Source organism: Methylophilus luteus, from assembly GCF_042676265.1.
Classification (GTDB): domain Bacteria; phylum Pseudomonadota; class Gammaproteobacteria; order Burkholderiales; family Methylophilaceae; genus Methylophilus; species Methylophilus luteus.
In genome coordinates this window covers 1158424-1177537 of the sequence record NZ_JBHTKB010000001.1, presented here as the reverse complement: position 1 = coordinate 1177537, position 19114 = coordinate 1158424, and the positions used below count along the sequence as shown (strand labels likewise).

At 48.1% G+C, this 19114-nt stretch carries 13 protein-coding genes; 4 read left to right on the top strand and 9 right to left on the bottom strand.

Annotated features, from left to right (window positions below):
• Nucleotides 1–6: 6 nt before the first annotated feature.
• Nucleotides 7–912, bottom strand: a complete 906-nt coding sequence (gene gnd / locus ACFQ1Z_RS05320) for a phosphogluconate dehydrogenase (NAD(+)-dependent, decarboxylating) (protein WP_379056177.1) — start codon at nucleotides 910–912, stop codon at nucleotides 7–9.
• Nucleotides 913–1143: 231 nt separating this feature from the next.
• On the opposite strand from gnd, the gene pgl reads away from it, so the two are divergent.
• Entirely contained in the window at nucleotides 1144–1830 is a 687-nt protein-coding gene (gene pgl, locus ACFQ1Z_RS05315; RefSeq protein WP_379056175.1) for a 6-phosphogluconolactonase, read from the top strand.
• Nucleotides 1831–1940: 110 nt separating this feature from the next.
• Here the strand turns inward: pgl and ACFQ1Z_RS05310 are convergent, their stop codons facing one another.
• A complete protein-coding gene (locus ACFQ1Z_RS05310; protein WP_379056174.1) occupies nucleotides 1941–2501 on the bottom strand; it encodes a DUF1003 domain-containing protein in 561 nt (186 codons plus the stop codon).
• A 25-nt stretch (nucleotides 2502–2526) separates the two neighbouring features.
• Nucleotides 2527–3615: an iron-sulfur cluster carrier protein ApbC gene (gene apbC, locus ACFQ1Z_RS05305; RefSeq protein WP_379056172.1), complete on the bottom strand. Its 1089-nt coding sequence runs from the start codon at nucleotides 3613–3615 to the stop codon at nucleotides 2527–2529.
• A gap of 246 nt (nucleotides 3616–3861) precedes the next feature.
• Here apbC and ACFQ1Z_RS05300 point away from each other — a divergent pair, with 246 nt between their 5' ends.
• Both ACFQ1Z_RS05300 and ACFQ1Z_RS05295 read left to right on the top strand, forming a co-directional pair.
• Entirely contained in the window at nucleotides 3862–5268 is a 1407-nt protein-coding gene (locus tag ACFQ1Z_RS05300; RefSeq protein ID WP_379056170.1) for a M48 family metalloprotease, read from the top strand.
• 169 nt (nucleotides 5269–5437) lie between these two features.
• A complete protein-coding gene (locus ACFQ1Z_RS05295; RefSeq protein WP_379056169.1) occupies nucleotides 5438–5896 on the top strand; it encodes a fasciclin domain-containing protein in 459 nt (152 codons plus the stop codon).
• Nucleotides 5897–5953: 57 nt separating this feature from the next.
• Here the strand turns inward: ACFQ1Z_RS05295 and ACFQ1Z_RS05290 are convergent, their stop codons facing one another.
• The 6 genes from ACFQ1Z_RS05290 to ACFQ1Z_RS05265 form a co-directional block, all read right to left on the bottom strand.
• Nucleotides 5954–9493 carry a TonB-dependent receptor domain-containing protein gene (locus ACFQ1Z_RS05290; RefSeq protein WP_379056168.1) on the bottom strand — a complete coding sequence of 1180 codons (3540 nt, stop codon included), beginning with the start codon at nucleotides 9491–9493 and terminating at the stop codon, nucleotides 5954–5956.
• A gap of 119 nt (nucleotides 9494–9612) precedes the next feature.
• On the bottom strand, nucleotides 9613–10590 hold the full coding sequence (locus ACFQ1Z_RS05285; RefSeq protein ID WP_379056166.1) for a FecR family protein: 978 nt from the start codon (nucleotides 10588–10590) through the stop codon (nucleotides 9613–9615).
• Complete coding sequence (locus ACFQ1Z_RS05280) at nucleotides 10587–11138, bottom strand: RNA polymerase sigma factor (protein ID WP_379056164.1); 552 nt, start codon at nucleotides 11136–11138, stop codon at nucleotides 10587–10589. The genes ACFQ1Z_RS05285 and ACFQ1Z_RS05280 overlap by 4 nt, the downstream gene beginning before the upstream one ends.
• Before the next feature lie 181 nt (nucleotides 11139–11319).
• Nucleotides 11320–15153 carry a TonB-dependent receptor domain-containing protein gene (locus ACFQ1Z_RS05275; RefSeq protein WP_379056162.1) on the bottom strand — a complete coding sequence of 1278 codons (3834 nt, stop codon included), beginning with the start codon at nucleotides 15151–15153 and terminating at the stop codon, nucleotides 11320–11322.
• 119 nt (nucleotides 15154–15272) lie between these two features.
• Entirely contained in the window at nucleotides 15273–16256 is a 984-nt protein-coding gene (locus ACFQ1Z_RS05270) for a FecR family protein (protein WP_379056161.1), read from the bottom strand.
• A 2-nt stretch (nucleotides 16257–16258) separates the two neighbouring features.
• Nucleotides 16259–16750, bottom strand: coding sequence for an RNA polymerase sigma factor (locus ACFQ1Z_RS05265; RefSeq protein ID WP_379056160.1), 492 nt, complete (start codon nucleotides 16748–16750; stop codon nucleotides 16259–16261).
• Nucleotides 16751–17014: 264 nt separating this feature from the next.
• Between ACFQ1Z_RS05265 and metG the strand changes: the two genes are divergently transcribed.
• Nucleotides 17015–19075 (top strand): methionine--tRNA ligase, encoded by a 2061-nt coding sequence (metG, locus tag ACFQ1Z_RS05260; protein WP_379056159.1) that lies wholly within the window; start codon nucleotides 17015–17017, stop codon nucleotides 19073–19075.
• Nucleotides 19076–19114: the final 39 nt, after the last annotated feature.

The window sequence follows — 19114 nt, the reverse complement described above, 5'->3', positions numbered from 1 at the left end:
GTTTTATTACTTGGTTTTTACTGCGTGACCGCCGAATGCATTACGCATCAGCGAAAGCAGTTTGTAGCTGTAACCTTTTGAGTCCTGGCTGCGGAAGCGGGCTTGCAGTGCTACTGTCAGCACTGGCGCTGCCACGCCTTGTTCAACTGCTTCAACCACTGTCCAGCGGCCTTCACCGGAGTCAGCCACGTATGGTGCGATCGCTTCCAGTTTCTGGTCGTCTTTCAGCGCTTCAGCTGTCAGGTCCAGCAACCAGCTACGTACCACGGAACCATGACGCCACAGTTCAGTGATCTGAGCCAGGTCAAGATGGAAATCTTCTTTACCCTTGATCAGGTCCAGGCCTTCAGCAAATGCTTGCATCATGCCGTATTCGATACCGTTATGTATCATTTTGGTGAAGTGGCCTGAACCAACTGGGCCTACGTGCGCCCAACCGCGGTCAGCGTGTGTCAATGCTTGTGCATAAGGTGCCAATACGTCTGCGAACTGTTTGTCGCCGCCGTACATCAGGCAATAGCCGTTTTCCAGGCCCCAGATACCACCGGAAGTGCCACAGTCGATAAAGCCGATACCATGTTCAGCCAGTAAAGCACCACGACGTTGGCTGTGTTTGTAGTTAGAGTTACCGCCATCAACGATAATATCGCCTTTGTTCAGCAGTGGGATCAGGTCTTTGATTTGGTTTTCAGTGATTTCACCAGCTGGTAACATCAACCAGACGATTTTTTGGCCTTCCAGTTTGCTCACTGCATCAGCAACTGAGGTTGCTGCTTCCAGGCCTTCGTCTTTTACTAATTTGTTCACGAATTCGGTATTAAAGTCAAAACCAACCACGTTGATTTTGTGACGAAGCAAACGTGCAGCCATATTGCCGCCCATTTTGCCCAAGCCAATCATTGCTAATTTCATCAGGATTTTCCTATGGTGTAAGGACAGTTATTGAAACACCCATCTTTTGGATGGCATGAACCCGAGCGGGTTATTTGATAATTTTGCAGAATTATCATGTCGAGTCGGTTATAATTATAACAAATGCAGCCAGCGACTGAAAGGCTGCATTTTGTTATTTAACAAAAATGTCACAAAGTGTTTTTGTGAATGTCTTAAAGTTGTTTTGTATCGTTTTCTTACAGGTTTTTTATGTCTTTGAATTCTCAAACACGTTGGCACACTTTTCAATCACAAGATGAGATCAACCAGGCGGCTCTGCAGCGCATTTTAAAAGCAGCTGATGAAGCCATCGCCAAATATGGTGATTTCCTGATCGTTCTGGCGGGTGGCAGCACACCGAAAGCGGTTTACCAGTTGCTGGCTAAAGCCGATGCTGACTGGTCCAAATGGCATGTGTATCACAACGATGACCGTTGCCTGCCAGCAGACCATGCCGAAAGAAACAGCAAAATGGCGCGTGATGCCTGGTTGAGCCATGTGGCTATCCCGCCCAGCCAGATCCATGATATTCCTGCCGAATTAGGCAATGTTGAAGGTGCCAAGGCCTATGCTGAGACATTAAAAGGCGTGCGTACCTTTGATCTGGTCATCCTCGGCCTGGGTGAAGATGGCCACACCGCCAGCCTGTTCCCCGGCCAGGTCGTTAACAATACGGCAGATGCGGTGCCGGTGTTCAACTCACCCAAGCCACCGGCTGACCGCATCACCATCAGCCAGGACCGCCTGAATAACACACATGAAGTCATGTTTCTGGTGACAGGTGCCGGCAAGCAGGAAGCCGTCGACAACTGGCGTAACGGCGTCGCTATTCCAGCGACTCTGATCCAGTCACCGAATGGGATCGATGTGTATAATTTTGGTGTGGAATTGAAATAAGCAGCTCGCCGTGAGCAGCAAACAGAAAAGCGCCAGCATCCCTGGCGCTTTTTTTTATATCAGTTATGTGTCTAGTGTTTAACTGGCTCTGGATTTAACTGGCTCTGGATTTAACTGGCTTTGGTTTTATCCAGCAGCAATTTTTCCAGCAGGGTGATCTGCTGCTGTTGCAGTTCAATCAACTCCTGCCATTGCTGGTTACGCAGGCCATCCATTTTTTCATGCAGCAGCAATATCTCTAATTCTGCTTTCAGGTTGACTTCGTAGTCATGCTCGGCCTGGCCGCGGTCTATCTCGGCTTCGCGATTCTGTGACATCAATATGATAGGCGCCTGGATAGAAGCCAGCATGGATAAAAACAGATTGAGCAGGATATAAGGGTAGGGGTCGAACGCACTGCCGTGGCGCAACAGAATCACTGAGTTGAGCACCACCCAGCTGACCAGGATCAGAAGGAAAATAAAAATAAAGGTCCACGACCCGCCAAAACGCGCCATCGCATCTGCGGCACGCTGCCCCAGGGTGGACTGCCCGCCAGCCTTTTGCCCAGGCTGGCGCGAAATGTGGCGGCGCTCGGTCAGCTGTCGCGCCACTCTTTTTGTACCTTCATCCATGGCCTCGTACTGCGTGCCTATCAGCTGTTCTGCAAGATGATGCTCACGCTTGGTCATGGGTGTGTCTTTCTAAATTTTCTGGCTAGGTTTTCTGGATCACTATATTAGGGAATTTCGCGCTATGGTCCAGACTGGCGATGGCGATCTTGCTGGCGGCTTTGCGCGCTATCTGTTTATAGCTGGCCGCCACCGCACTGTCTGGCGCTGCCACCACGGTAGGCTGGCCACTATCAGCCTGCATGCGGATATTGATATCCAGCGGCAGGCTGCCCAGGAGATCGACGTTGTAATCACTTGCCATCAATGCGCCGCCACCGGCACCAAAGATATGCTCTTCGTGGCCGCAATTGGAGCAGATATGCGTACTCATGTTTTCGACTATACCGAGGATAGGGATACCGACTTTCTCAAACATCTTGAGGCCTTTGCGCGCATCGAGCAGGGCGATGTCTTGCGGAGTGGTGACGATGATAGCCCCGGTGACCGGGATCTTCTGCGCCAGCGTTAATTGGATATCACCGGTGCCTGGCGGCAGGTCTATCACTAAGTAATCCAGGTCTTGCCAGCGCGTGTCGCGTAATAGTTGCTCCAGTGCGCCCGTCACCATAGGGCCGCGCCACACCATAGGCGTATCGGTATCCACCAGAAAGCCTATACTCATGGCCTGTATGCCATGCGCACGCATAGGTTCTATGCTCTTGCCATCGGCACTGTCCGGGCGGCCGGAAATACCCAGCATCTGCGGCTGGCTGGGGCCGTAAATATCGGCATCCAGCAAGCCCACCGTAGCGCCTTCCGCCGCCAGCGCCAGCGCCAGGTTGACGGAAGTGGTGGATTTACCTACGCCCCCTTTGCCAGAAGCCACCGCGATCACATTCTTTACATTAGGCAACAGGTTGACGCCGCGTTGCGCGCTATGGGCGACAATTCGGCTGCCGATGTTGACGCTGATGTTGCCTATGCCATCTATACCGCGCAAGGCATCTACCACTTGCTGGCGTAGCACATCCAGCTGTGTTTGCGCCGGATAGCCCAGCACCACGTCCAGGCTGACATCGTTGCCGCTGATCTGTACGTTCTTGATGGATTTGGTGCTGATAAAATCCTTGCCAGTGTTCGGGTCTATGCAGAGTTTTAAAGTGCTTTGAATCAATAGTTCGCTGATGGCCATGCTTGGGATTCCTGCAGAAATGCCTGACTAAATGAATCGGGTATTTTACTGCATCCCTTGCAAATAGGCACCACACTAATTTCAGCCACCTTTTTCAGTCACATGGCACTGGTTTGAAGGCCAGATCGCCAGTAAAAGGCATGCCAGAATGCGACCCAGCTGATAGCCATTTACTCCGAATTAAAATCGACTTATGCTACGGTTATAAGCATAAAAAATTTAAATAATAACGAGATAGGATCAATCATGAGGTTCTACAGACTGGTTGTGATCAGCGTCTTGCTGATGTTGGTGACGGGGTGTGCCACGAATGCCATGACAGGCAGAAAGCAGCTGGCGTTTGTTTCTGAAAAATCGGTGATACAGCAAAGTGACAGCATGTATCTGTCACTGGTCGATGGCTACGAGAAAAAAGGCAAGATCTCAAAAGACCCGGCAGTGAACGAGCGCGTGCGCACCATCACCAACCGTCTTGTCCACCGGGCCATAGAATACAGGCCGGAAACCGCAGACTGGAACTGGCAAGTCAACGTGATAGAAGATGACACGCCCAATGCATTCTGCATGCCTGGCGGCAAGATGGGCGTCAATACCGGCTTGCTCGAGAAAATACAGCCTAGCGACGACGAACTGGCGCAGGTCATGGGGCATGAGATCTCGCATGCCCTGGCTAACCATGGTGCAGAGAAGATGTCGAATCAGATTCTGGGCCAGATCATAGTCGGCACCGTAGCTGTGGTCGCCGCCGCTGCGGATAGCAACAATGGCCGTTACAACCAGCAAACGCAGAGAGTGTTGCAAGATGTGGCGGTGGTGGGGACAGCAGCATTTATCACACTGCCCAACAGCCGCACTGCCGAAACCGAAGCAGACAAAATGGGCGTTGAGATCGCCGCACAAGCCGGTTATGACCCGGCCGCAGCCATCAGCATCTGGGAGAAGATGATGAACGCCACCGGCCAGCAATCACGCGGTGATTTCTGGAGCACCCATCCCTCACCACCTAACCGCATAGATGCATTCAAAGCGCTGCAAGACCCCATGCAGCAAATCTATGCCCAAAGCAAAGCTAGCTACACGGCAGAGAGCCAGGCCAGTTACAATTTTGTAAAAATGGGCACCGACCCCTTAGCCAACTCTAGCAATGTCAGGGTGGTGAGCAGTGAGGGAGCTAGCAATAGCTTGGTCCCACCCACTGCAGTGATCAAACCACGCATATTCTATTCCGCCGAGTACGCCGCATTTAAACAAGGCACGCTGGAGCTGACCTGCCTTAATTGCGGGCTGAGCAACATGATGAGCAATTCAACCATCAACGAATATCTACAAAAAGAGGATTGGCGCAGATTGATGCAAACGCTGATCAAGGTGAATCACAAATCCGATCTGTCTTATTACCATTTAGGGTTGGCCGCTGAGGGCATGGGCCATAAAGAGGCGGCCAGAATTTACTATGAAAAAGCCAGGGAGTTGTTCCACGGCCAGGAGTTCAGCTGTGCCACAGCCAAAATGAACAAATGCAAAGACGTGAGTGTTGCCGAACTGGTGGAAGTCAAACTGCTGGAAGTCAAACCGGTGGAAGTCAAACCGGTGGAAGTCAAACCGGTGGAAGTCAAACCGGTGGATCAAGAGCAGCTGCTAACTGAAAAATAGCGCTGCACTTAATCACCGGCATTCGGCACAATTTAAGGTCGGTAAGTTGCCTGTAAGTTTTAAGGGCAGGGCGGTAAGTTAAACGTAAGGCGAGAGGGATAGTGTGAGCACATGGGTGACCGGGTCGCAAGACCGGCATCCGTGCTTAATCATTATCAGGAAAGCCATCATGAAAAAAATACTCGCACTTACACTTTTAGCCTTCAGCTTTTCCAGCATTGCCTATGCCGATACCTTGTTGCAAACCGCACAACAGGATGGCAGCTTTAAAACCTTTTTAAAAGCAGTCAAAATCGCTGGCCTGGATAACACCTTGAATGGCGATGGCCCGATGACCGTATTTGCGCCAGATGATGCCGCTTTTGCCAAACTGCCCAAAGCCAAGCTAAACGCCTTGATGGCGAATAGCGATCAACTCAAAAAAGTGCTTTCTTACCATATCTACCCCGGCAAAATCACCCAGGCCGATGTCAGCGCCGGAAAAATAAAGTCCTTAGAAGGCGCTGATCTACAGCTCTCAGTCACCGAGGGGGTAAAAGTGAATAACGTGAAAGTGACTGGCAATGAACTCAATGCTGACAATGGCGTGATTCATACAGTGAGTGCTGTGCTTATTCCGAAAAGCTAGTGATTGTTGTGCTAATCAGCAAAAGCCTTGTTCAGGCTTTTGCTCGAACAGCTATTATTAGTCAGGGACAAAATGCCAGTTCAGGCTAAACCAAATGCCTCTCGGTGCACCTGGCGCTACAAAGTTTGTGCTTTGCCAGTCGCCGGAGTTGTGGTTATAGCCGCTCACACCAATTGCGCCATTGATTGAGGGCGAGAATGGGTTTCGACCCAATCGACCAGCACTAAAATACTCTTTATCGAAAAGATTATTTATCAACATCGTTGCAGTCCATTCTTTGCTCAACTTATAAGATGTTTGCAGATTGAACACAGCATAGCCGGGAATATTTCCAGGATTTGATGTAGGTTGTCTAAAGGCACTTCCAAATGCGGTAAGCACTTCTCGACTTATTCCCTTTTGGTGTTCATTATTTTCATTTCCTCTTAAAAAACTTTCAGAGTGCATTACCGTGTTAAGGCCCACTGTCCATTTTGGTGTTAACTCAAAATTCATACTAGCGTTTAAGTTATGTAATGCAACGCCAGGCATACGGCTACCAGGTTTAACTTGAATAATGCTGTTACCTAGAATAGGAATAGCTTGTCCGCTGCTATTGTCATCACTAATCATCAGAAAATCATCTTCGAATGTTGCATCTGTGAGGCTGTAATTGAGGCTAAAACCAAGCCTATCTTTTTTTCCTGATAACCCTGCTTCTATCCCTCGACGGCGGGTCTTACCAATGGTGTCAAAAAAGCCCCTACCATCACCTGCAGCAATAAAATAAATGTCATCCTTTAAGTCAGTTTGGAATGCACCTAAATTCCACTGCATGCTGTTGCCAAAAGTACCCCGCATCCCAATATCATAAGTGGTGGCCTTTATCTGCGGCAGGTATGGGTCGCCAGATAAGGTTGTCGGTAGTGAACAGTCTCGATTTTCCAATACGCTTTTTGGAACTTCATAAACTCCCCCTTCCCCGTCACTGTAAAATACACCGGATGGTTTTTTATCGAGAGCGCACCCTAATTCAATCACACTTGGGGTACGTGTGCCTTGGGCTACATTTGCATATATATTTAGATTTTCTTTTGCTTGCCATGTTGCGCCGATAGAGGGGTTTAGTGAGTAATAGCTAAACTTCTCTGTTTCTGCAGGGTCAAGCACTTTTCTATTGATGGTGGCAGGCCTGTAGTTTCTTGGAATTGCACACTCTGCATCTGTTTGGCAGAGTTCAAAATCATCTGGTTGATATCGAATATCACCAACAGAAAAAGCGGCAAAACCATAACGGGTGGCAATCTTATTCTGTGTTTTAGTTTCGTTGTAGCGTGCTGAAATATTGAAATTCCATGTCGGCACTGGTGTCCAAGTTTCACTGAAGTAAACACTCTTGGTCGTGTTTGTTCCACTGAAATCGTTGTTTGATAGCGGGTCAATAGCTCCTCCAAATTGCGGGTTTGCCTGCGCAGGATCCAAATAGGCTTTTCTGTCTGCAGTCAGAAAACCCAATTGCTGTGTGTTTGAATATGCCGCACTAGCAGCATCAATTGAGGCCCCAACCATCAATTTGTGTTTATCAAAATTCCAGTTTAATTGTAATGAAGCTCCATCTATCAATTGGTCAATTTTGTTATCAGTAATTACGGCAGTCGGCGTTCCATCTGCATATCCAGGCTCGTTAAAAACAAAGCCATCAATCAATACTGGAAACCCTGTATCTGGGTTAATAATATTATAAGGACCGGGAAAATCAGATGAGACGTTGATATCGTTTCGACAAGTGGAGTTGTTTGTCGGTGCCAAGAAAATCACAAAATTCTGATAGATATCTCCGTTACTTTTTACCTCCGGATAATAAGAATCAAAGAATCCAAGTAGGATGTTTTGGTTTGGAAAAAAACTAAGTCCACCAAATCCAGAACTTGGTCCACCGAAAGTGGTTCCTCCTATGCCATAAGCAACTTCTGTGGCGATGCCATCTCCATCAAAGTCAAACTGATCTTCTGGTATGAAATCGTCTGTACTACCACGGTCATAATAAAACTTTTCTGCAAAATTTTTTCTTGCTTCAAAATTCCCTTTGAACCCGTTCACAAACTTTTCTGGTAATACAGCTAAATTCTTATATTGACCATAACCAGTAGGACTATTGGATAAATCCACTTGACCATTATTGTTATTCCAATCATTGAAAATTGGGTGCGTTTCAAGGAGCTCTCCGGCAGAGCGATTAATCGAAATGACTAAATAGTCGGGGATGCCATATACATTTGGATTACTCCCATCCGTCGGATTAGCTGTCGTTTTGAACATGCAGGTATAACCGTCTGTTGCGGCCGGTCTTGATTTTGCCGCACGCAACTCGTCATAGTCGATAAATACATCAGCACCTTTCTGATGGCGTTTACTATTCCTCCTGTAAACCTGTCCGGTCACACTAAAAGTGTCATTTACTTGAAATGCACCTGATAGCTGAAATTGTTGTAATCGATTTTTTGTCTCATCTTCTGAGGTAAATGAAGCGTTTCGGTCTTGGTTGTACATTTCACTCGGGATTGTGCCATTACCAACCAAGTCAGTGCCCACCATTAAAGCGCTAAAATTCAGGTCAAGTTTATCTCCCCGATAACTCGCTTTACCAAAAAACTGGTTAACCTTGCTAGGAGAGTTTTTACGCCAGCCGTCTTCTAAAAAGAAATTCCCTGCACCAAATAAACCTACGGTGCCGTTGTTCCAACCGCCTTCTACCTGAAACTGCTTGCGTCCGAATGAGCCCGTCAAAATATCGGCATCCACACCTGCATTATTAAAACCATCTTTGGTTTTCATAGAGAATGCGCCACCCAAAGTATTGAGGCCAAATATCGGGTTGGAACCTGGAAAAACATCCACACCTGCTAGCGCATTCATGGGAATCATGTCCCAGTTCACCACGTCGCCAAACGGTTCATTCACTCGAATACCATCGAGAAAAACGCTTAAGCCTTGTGGCGTGCCTATCTGTGGACCCGCAGTAAAACCACGATATTGCACATCCATCTGGAATGGGTTGCCCTGGTAATCATTGACCGTGACGGATTGCAATTTACGGTTCATTAAATCGGTGATGCTTAGCGAGTGTGCTTCTTTGATCTCTTTGGCGGAAATGCTTTGTACATTGCCAGGAATCTGCTCTTTAGTTAAACCCAAGCCGGGTAGTGGGCCGATCTCGTAGAAACGTTTGGCACGCACTTCAACCTTATCCAGTTCCAGGCTCTCTGCTTTCTTTTGCACGACAGGTCGCGCTGTGCGAATCACGATGGTGCCATCTTCTTGCACTGCTTCAAGGCCAGAGTCTTCCAGCACACGTTTCAAGGCATCCATCTCGCCGTAGTTGCCTTTCACTGGCGGGGCGGTTTTGCCATTGACCAGTGTTTTATCAAAAATGATATTTTTGCCGGTTTGGGTGGCAAATTGTTTTAAAGCGTTGCCCAGTGGTTGCGATTGGATATTGATATTGGCGGGGATATCGGTTTTTAAAGGATCAGCTTCTGCAATGCCTATGTGATACATCGCGCAAAACAGTAATGCCGATTGTTTACCGATACGATTGATTTTTTTTGTTTTAAACATGTTGCTACCCACCTCAAAAAGTCCCCTTAACAGACTAATGACGAGGAGGGCGGCAACTCCCTGATGTGGGAAAGGTAAATTTTTGTGAGGCAGGCAGAAAGTCGTGTTCTTACGTTGCGCTAGCGATCAAGCACGGCGGTTTCAGTGTCTGACTCCTGCAGTTTGACCGGTGCCACCGCTGGCAGGGTCTTGATAAACTTGTTCAGCGTTTTCACATCGACCACAGCCGAGATTTCTGCATGCGCATGTGAGTGATTGACTAACGGCGGCTCGCGGTAGCGTGACAGGGTTTCAGTCACTTCATTCAACGGCGCGCCATCAAAAATCATCTTGCCTTGCAGGAAAGAAAAATAGTCTTTGGCCGGTTTTTGCACTTTCACCGGGCTGGCTTGCGCTTTGACTTCCGCGACCTGGCCATCGGTGAGTAGCACGCTGTTGGTCTGGCCAGCCTGCAGGGTCTCGACCAGCACTTTGCCATGGTCGACGGCCACCACTGTTTTGTGATTGATCATATTCACCACAAAGCGCGTGCCTTTCACGGTGATTCTTGCGTGGTCGCTTTCTACGATAAATGGCCGGTCGGCGTCTTTCAACACTTCAAACACCGCCTGGCCGTGCAGCAGTTGCACATATCGTTTATCGCGGTAATACAGCACTTTGGTGTCGCTGTGCGCATCGAGTGTGAGTTTGCTGCCATCTGGCAAATAGCGGCTGACCATATGGCCGGGCGTGCTGGTCTGGGCGATGGTTTCCAGCGGCTGGGCACGCCATTGCTGCCACTGGTTAAAACCAAACAGGCTGGCTAGGCCTATGATGGCGATGGCCCCCAGCTTGGCAAAGGTGGCTTTTTTTTGACGCTTGCGGATATCTTCATCCAGTTTGCGCATGCTCATCGCTTGCGAAATATGGCGGATCTGCGCCGATGAATCAAAATCGCCCCAGGTTTCTGCAATGGTTTGATACGCCTGTCTATGCGCTTCAGACTCCATCAACCAGGCTTCAAATTTACTTCTATCGACGTGATCCGGCGCTGCGTCCTTCAGGCGCATAAACCATTTGGAAGCTTGCTCCAGGATCAGGTGTCGTTGCCGGGTCATTTGTCGTTTAGCAGGAAATCTTTAGCCAGTGAAATATCCACCAGCGCGCGTATCATGTGTCGCTCAACCATATTCAGGCTGATGTTGAGTTCAGTAGCAACGTCCGTCTGCAGCTTGCCTTCTATGCGGTGCATCCAGAACACCTGGCGGCATTTGGGCGGCAGGCAGTCGATGATATTTTGCAGCGCCAGCATGCGCTGTTTTAAATCTGCTATTTTCTCGGGTGAGTGCTGGTAGCTGAGTTCATGCTCGGCATCCAGTAAATCTTGGTTGGCGCCTGACAATTCCATATCGACATAATGTGCCGCGTCGCGGTAATAATCGACAATGGTATTTTTAACGATGCCACGCATATAAGCCTGCGGCTCATCAATCTGCCGCAGGCTGTTTTTCACCGCAAACTTCACAATTGCGTCGTGCAATACATCGTTCGCCAGATGAAAATTCCTGGTTTGCCCGTAAATACTGCGAAACAAATCGGTGTAAACCCATTTCAGGCTCAGGTTGCACCAGTAACTATCATGATCGGCTTTGCTTAAAAAACTCATTACATAAACCAAGTGGAGTGTATTGAGTAGTATTTACTGCAATATTTATGCCGTGTTGAGGGTTCTTTGCAAGCCTTTGTTTTTCATGCGTTTGCGTTTAAGTCCATCTTAAATAAATGGTTACCGCACTACAATATTGGCTAATATCAGCCAATATTGTAGTTTGGATAATTTGGAAAAGTCATTCTATAAGATCTAATTTCTTAGGTTGGAACTCATAGCTCAAAGTAACGAAAGCAGAGCGAGGTGCGCCTGTACCCAGAAAGCTACTGCCTTGCCAGTCAGCGCTGTTGTAGTTAAAACCACTTTCACCTATCACGCCACGAATCGAAGGTGAAAATGCATTTAAACCAAGTCGTCCAGCACTGGCGTAGTCTTTGTCAAATAAATTATTTACCTGCATGCCAAAAGTCCATTCCGGGGAAATCTTATAACTGGTCCGAAAATTAAAGACGGTATACCCTGATGTTTTCCCATCTCCAAAATCAGCACGTGCTACAGGGCAAATTCCGGAAGCTGGCTGTCCCGGGATTGCAGGGCAAATAAGTACAAGTGGCTCAGCAGGGCCTGCACGATGTTGATTGTTCTCGTTGCCGCGAACAAAAGCGCTTGAATGCATTATCGCATTCAAGCCAACTGTCCAGTTGTCGGTTATCTCGTATGCAAAGTTGAAATTTAGATTGTGTAAAGGAATGCCTGGAAGACGATTTCCTGGTTTAACTTTTATTTGCTGATAATCCGGATTTAATATATCAATTGGCTGGCCGACGTTATTAACCCCACCATCATCTATGATTTCACGAGGGTCAGCTGAGCTATTATGAGGGCTAGCCAACTTAATGGCTGATTGGAAAGTCGCATCTGTGAATGCATAATTAAAACCAAAACGAGCTTTTCCCCATTTGCCTTTTAAACCCAGCTCTAAACCTTGGCGGCGTGTATTTCCAACATTCTGGAAAAAGCTATCAGTGGCATTTACTGCTACAAAATAGATGTCATCAGTCAAATCAGTACGGTAGAGGCTGGTATTCCATTCGATATTATCTGCTAGCTTCCCGCGTACACCTATCTCATAACTGGTGGAGCGTACTTGTTTCAAGTAAGGGTCGCCCGATAACGCTCCTGGCAATGTACAGGTTCTTTGCTCCTCAATAGAGCGAGGTATGTTACTTCCTGGAAGAGGTCTTGGATCGAATGCACAACCCAATTCTATGACTGTTGGTGTTCTTGCGCCGCGCCCAATATTCCCGTATAAATTTAAGTCTTCACGTGCTTGCCAAGTAATCCCTAGGGATGGGTTAAAAGAACGATATTTGAATTTATCTGTTTCTGGCGGCCTGAAATCGCCGACGTTTTGTCCTTGAGCCGTTGAAGGTAATACGGCAGGGTTGAAAGGTACTATATTTCCATCTAAGCCATTGGGGCATTCACTGGCGTCAATCGTACCGTTGTTGTCGTTGTCAGTACATAAATTAATGAGGTTAAGAAAATTAAGAATCGAGTTAACATCACTAAATGATGTTAACGCATTTACTGCAAGCTTATTTTCTACTGCTGTATGGTTAAAGCGAGCAGCTGCTGTAATGCTCAAGTTTTTTGTAGGCGACCAAGTCTCACTAGCATAAATACTTTTGGTCATTGATTTGCCACTAAAGTCATTTAGACCAACGCCAAAAGCTGGACTATTCGCGTAATATTCCCACCCTAACAAATCAGGCGCTACAAAACCATGGCGATTTGAGTCCAGTAAACCTAGATATTGTTTACTATCATAAAGGCTATCTGATTTGTCAATGGAACTTCCCACCATCACTTTATGTTTATCCAAGTTCCAATTCAGCTGTAACGCACCGCCCGTGCCTGCTTGATCGATGTTTGTATCTGTGAAAATTGCAGTTGGAGTGCCTTCCATATAACCGCTATCCAGCGAGCCATTAGCTGCTCCCATTGCTCCATCGCGATATATCGTGTTTCCGGCTGAATCGACTGCAAGAGGCCCAATACTAGCAATAGTTGATAATCCACCTACCGCAGTAATTGGATTGGTTAAGTTTGCGCTATTAATTGGCGTATATAGCTCTTGGAAGTAATGGTAGAACCCTTCATTATCGGTGTAACTACCATCTGTCCCTGCGAGGCCCATTGCGTTGCCAATGTTGTAATTATAAGTTGGAGCCCCTGTACCAGGATGTGGAATGTTTGATTGTAGCCTTCCACCTAAGCTACCAATACTCAGACCAGCAAGTAATAAGCCATAATTTGCATTAGCAAAGCGAACTAACTGGTCATACTCTGCAGTCACTGGTTCATTGAAAACACGGGGAGCATTCGAAGGGTCTTCTTGAATATTTTCTGTGTTAATAGCCGGGTGATAAGTCCACTTCCATACTTGATTGCCTGAGCCATCTGCCGCAGTGACCCTATCTTGATCGGTAACATTTTGCCATTGATTATTTTCATCGAGATATTGCGCTTGAGTACCAAAGTTGGTGCCATAAATCAGACGACTGGCACAAGGTGCGCTGGGGTCGGTACATGGAACTACTTTTATGTCTATGACATTTCCAGAACCGTCTAAAACTTCCTCAGTAGCTAAAGGGTTATCAGCTGCGTCGGAAGCTACATTCATGGCATAGTTATTGTAGTCAGGTTTTCCGTCGCGGTTTTCATCGCGTAATCCAGACAGAAGCTGACGGTTACGATCCCTTACCGTTGCCAGGTTGGAGCGGCCTCGAGTACCACCAAAGTTTTCATTCACATCTGATGTGCTTGTTTTACGTTTACTATTTCGTTTATAAATCTGGCCTGTGATATTGAAGGTATCTGTTACATCCCAGATACCACTCAATTGAAACTGGAACAAATCATTCTTACTTTCATCCGGTGAGGTGTAAACCTGCTTAGGGTTTTGATCTACCATTTGCTGCGGTAACAAGCCGTTGCCAGTCAATTTATTGCCGGCATACAGCATGGATAGTCCTAAGCGCGCACGGTCGTTCTGCCATTCAGCCTTACCAAATACCTGATTCACTTTGCTGGGAGAGTCATTACGCCAACCATCTTCTAGAAAGAAATTGCCAGATACAAAACCTGCAATTACTCCATTGTTTCCGCCAGCGGATATCTGTAATTGTTTGCGTCCAAAAGCGCCGGTCAACACTTCTGCATCCAGGCTTTTTCCGTCAAAGCCGCTTTTAGTGCGCATGGAAATTGCGCCGCCAAGAGTCCCTAGTCCGAAAATTGGGTTTGACCCTGGGAATACATCGATTCCGGCTAAAGCATTCATTGGGATCATGTCCCAATTCACAACATCTCCAAATGGTTCATTAACTCGAATTCCATCGAAAAATACCGAAATACCTTGTGCTGTTCCCAACTGTGGAGATGCAGTAAATCCACGATAGTTAACATCCATCTGAAAAGGATTGCTTTGGTAATCGTTCACGGAGATAGACTGCAAGTTTCTATTCATCAGATCACTGATGCTTACAGAATGTGATTCTTTAATTTCTTTTGCTGAAATGCTTTGTACGTTGCCTGGAATTTCTTCCTTTGTCAAAGCCAGGCCTGGCATTGGGCCAATCTCATAAAACTTCTTTGCTCTGACTTCAACCTTATCAATCTCTACGCTTTTGTCTTCGGCGCGCATTGGAATACGCTGAATATAAAGTGTTTGATCATTCAGCTTTGCCTCAAGCCCGGTATTTGCCAGAAGCTTTTGCAACGCTTCTTTACTGCGCATTGAGCCACTTAGCGCGGGTGCTTGTTTGTCAGATACCAGTTTATCGTTATAAGTGATGTTCAAGCCTATTTTGGCGCTGAGTGCTTTGAGCGAAGCCGCAAGCGGTTGGGCCGGTAAATTTACCGTGATTTTTTGCCCGAGAACAATCTCTTCATCTGATTTTGGAATGTTGGTATTGAGCTCTGCTGCCTGCAAGGGCGCGCGCCAATACGGGTTGCTGGCAAAGCATGCAGCTACCGCTGCGCTCAGAATGATTTTTTTGGATCGTTGCATCAGGACTTCCTCGTTATTGCTTGGCTTGTTATTGCCTTAATGCACGGGGAATCAAAATCCTGATATGCCAATTGCAAAAGATTGTTAGGCGCTTGGTGTTTGCTAACTGCTTTGGCTAATTATTTAGCTGCCGGGGTGGTTTCTAGCAGTGTGCCTGCGGATGTTTGCTTGATACGGATATTGGCGATACGTGGCAGGGTGGAGATAAAGTTATTGGTATCTTTCACGGCTACGACTGCGCTGATATGGTCTTTGGACAAGCCATCGGCGAGCACCGGTGTGGGGTTGTAGCGCGTGAGAGTTTCTGCGATCTCAGCCAGTTCAGCCTGATTAAAGACCAGTGTGCCGCTGGTGAATTTGAAGTAATCCTGTGCCGATACATTGGTACGTGGTTGTAATCTGGTTTGCTTGAACTCACCGACCTGGTTATTTTGCAGGATGATTTTTTCTTCCCCAGTTTTGGAAGCGACTTCTACTTTGCCGTGGTCTACGCTGACGCGTTCTAAACGGCTGAGTTTGTTGACGGAGAAACGCGTGCCTAATACGGTGACTTTAATGCGGTCAGTTTCCACCACAAACGGCCGCTCGGCGTCACGTTGCACTTCAAATATGGCTTCGCCCTTGAGCAGAGCTATATGGCGCTGGTTGCGGTAGTACTTGATTTCAATTTGCGTGTTGGCATTCAGGGTCACACGGCTGCCGTCATCCAGTGTCTGAGTCACCAGTTGCGCGCGCGTGGTTTCTGAAGCCAGTTGCAGGGTAGGCGTTGCTTGCCAGGTTTGATATTGCTGGTAACCGGCCCAGCCTATAAACAGCAATGCCATACAGCCGGAGAGGGTGCCCACCAGTTTGCGCGTGGTTTTTTTGCGCTCGCTTTGCTTGAAGAACACATCGGCCTGTTTGGCTTGTGCCATGGTTTTCAACTCGTTCATTGAATCCAGGCCTTGCCAGGCATCGCTGATGCTTAAATATTCTTTTTGATGCGCGGGGTGTTGCAGCAGCCAGGCTTCAAACTGGCTGCGTTCAGGCGCATCGGGTGCGGCTTCCTGCATGCGGATAAACCAGCGGGCGGCGGTTTCACTGATTTTCTTTTGCGTCTGCATGCTTATTTGAGGAACTGCTCACGGGCGGCGCGTATATCCAGCAAAGCGCGTATCAGGTGGCGCTCTACCATATTCAGGGTGATGCTGAGCTCCCTGGCGATCTCTTTCTGCGCATAGCCTTCAATGCGGTACATGATAAACACCTGGCGGCAGCGCGGCGGTAAGTCCTGGATGATTTGCGTGACCAGCTCAAGGCGCTGCTTGATATCGGCCAAGTGTTCGGTTGAAACAGTGGCCGGCTCTTCGAGATCGATTTGTTGCTGGTAGTCGGCGAAGTAGCTTTGCTTGCGGTGTTGCTCCAGGATCAGGTTCTGCACTATGGTGCGCAGGTAGGCGTGCGGCTCCTGCTCGCGGTTGGGGCTGGTGGTCAAGGCAAAGCGCAAAAAACCATCATGCAGAATGTCTTTGGCCTGATGCTGGCAGTGGGTTTTGCGCCGGATGCCGGGTAGCAGTGTGGTGTACGCCCAATGTAGATTGATACCGTGCCAGAACATCTTGACTCTGCGAGTGAATAGTAAGTCTGAATCTAAGGCAAGGATTGTACCGGGGGCAGGCAGATGGCCGGTTTAACGATAACTGATTGTTTTCAAATCTAGTTTTAAGCGCAGGCGTAATGGCTAAAAAAATCTGACTGGCTGTATACAGCCATGTTGGTGTAATTTAGCCAATTGCTGTTTGCCGGCGATTATCCGCATAAATGTCGCAGAAACGCTCGCCGGTTTGCTAAAATAGCTCCTTTTACTTTCGGTCTTGCTTTCATGACACGCAAACTTCTGGTGACTTCCGCCTTGCCTTATGCCAATGGCAGTATCCATTTGGGGCATCTGGTTGAATATATTCAAACCGATATCTGGGTGCGTTTTCAGAAAATGCAGGGCCATACTGTGCACTATGTTTGCGCGGATGACACGCATGGCACGCCTATCATGTTGCGTGCAGAAAAAGAAGGCATCACGCCTGAGGCGCTGATCGAAAAAGTGCATGTGGAGCACAGCCAGGATTTCGCCGATTTTCTGGTGCAGTTTGATAACTACTATTCGACCAATTCTGAAGAGAACCGCCAGTTATCCGGCAATATCTACCGTGCGCTGAAAGCCAATGGCAAGATCGCCAATAAGACCATAGAACAGTATTTTGACCCGGTCAAAAGCATGTTCCTGCCTGACCGTTTTATTAAAGGTGAGTGCCCTAAGTGTCATTCCAAAGATCAATATGGGGATAACTGTGAAGTCTGCGGGACCACTTACAGCCCGACAGAATTGATCAATCCTTATTCCGCAGTGTCCGGAGCGACACCGGTACGTAAAGAGACCGAGCATTACTTCTTTAAGTTAAGTGAATGCGTAGACTTTTTACGTGACTGGACGCGATCAGGCACTTTGCAGGCTGAAGCTGCCAATAAGATGAACGAGTGGCTGGGCGAAGCGGGCGAGAACAAGTTGTCTGACTGGGATATTTCGCGCGATGCGCCTTATTTCGGTTTTGAGATCCCGGATGCACCAGGTAAGTATTTCTACGTGTGGCTGGATGCGCCGATTGGTTACATGGCCAGTTTCAAGAACCTGTGCAACAAGGCAGGACTGGATTTTGACGAATACTGGAAAAAGGATTCCACCACCGAGCTGTATCATTTTATCGGTAAGGATATTTTGTATTTCCACGCTTTGTTCTGGCCGGCGACACTGGAATATTCAGGTCACCGCACGCCTACGCAGGTGTTTGCGCATGGTTTCCTGACTGTGAATGGCGAGAAGATGTCCAAGTCACGCGGCACGTTTATCACGGCGCGCAGTTACCTGGATCATGTCAAGAATCCGGAGTATTTACGCTATTACTATGCGGCCAAACTGAATGGCAGCATGGAAGATATAGACCTGAACCTGGAAGATTTTGTCGCGCGCGTGAACAGTGATCTGGTGGGTAAATATATCAATATCGCCAGCCGTACTGCCGGATTCATTGCCAAAAAGTTCGATAACAAGATCATTCCTGCCCAGCATGCGGTGATCGATGATATGCGCGCTGCGGCACCGGCCATCGCCGAAGCGTATGCTGCGCGCGATTTTGCGCGTGCCTTGCGCGAGATCATGAAACTCACCGATGCGGCCAATGCTTATGTGGCTGAAGCGGCGCCGTGGGTGGTGGCTAAAGATGACAGCAAAGCACCGGAGTTGCATGCGATCTGCAGCAACGCGCTGGAAATGTTCCGTCTGTTGACCATTTACCTGAAACCGGTGCTGCCGAATATTGCAGCGGCGGTAGAAGCTTTTCTCAGCGTAGCCCCTTTGCAATGGGCGGATGCGGCTTTTGGCCTGGGCTCGCAAAGCATACAGCCGTATAGCCATATGGTGACGCGCCTGGAAAGCAAGCAGATCGAAGCCATGGTAGAAGCTAACAAGGACAACCTGCAGGCTGCGGCGGCAATCCCGGCACCAGCTGCAGCAAAGGCCGACAAACCTGCGCCAGCCAGCCAGGCTGCAGAAGAGGGCGCTTATATTTCTATCGATGATTTTGCCAAGGTCGATTTACGCATTGCCAAGATCGTCAGTGCCGAGCATGTGGAAGGTGCAGAAAAGTTGCTGAAGTTAATGCTGGATATAGGCGAAGAAAACCCTCGCCAGATCTTTGCCGGGATCAAGTCTGCTTATGACCCTGCCAGCCTGGTCGGCAGGCTTACCGTCATGGTCGCTAACCTGGCGCCACGCAAGATGAAATTCGGCATGAGTGAAGGCATGGTGCTGGCAGCCAGTGACGAGCGCGGCGGGCCTTATATCCTGTCGCCAGACAGTGGTGCGCAGCCAGGCATGCGCGTGAAGTAATGTGAGGGCATGCCGGAGCCGATTGCTCCGGCATTTGCT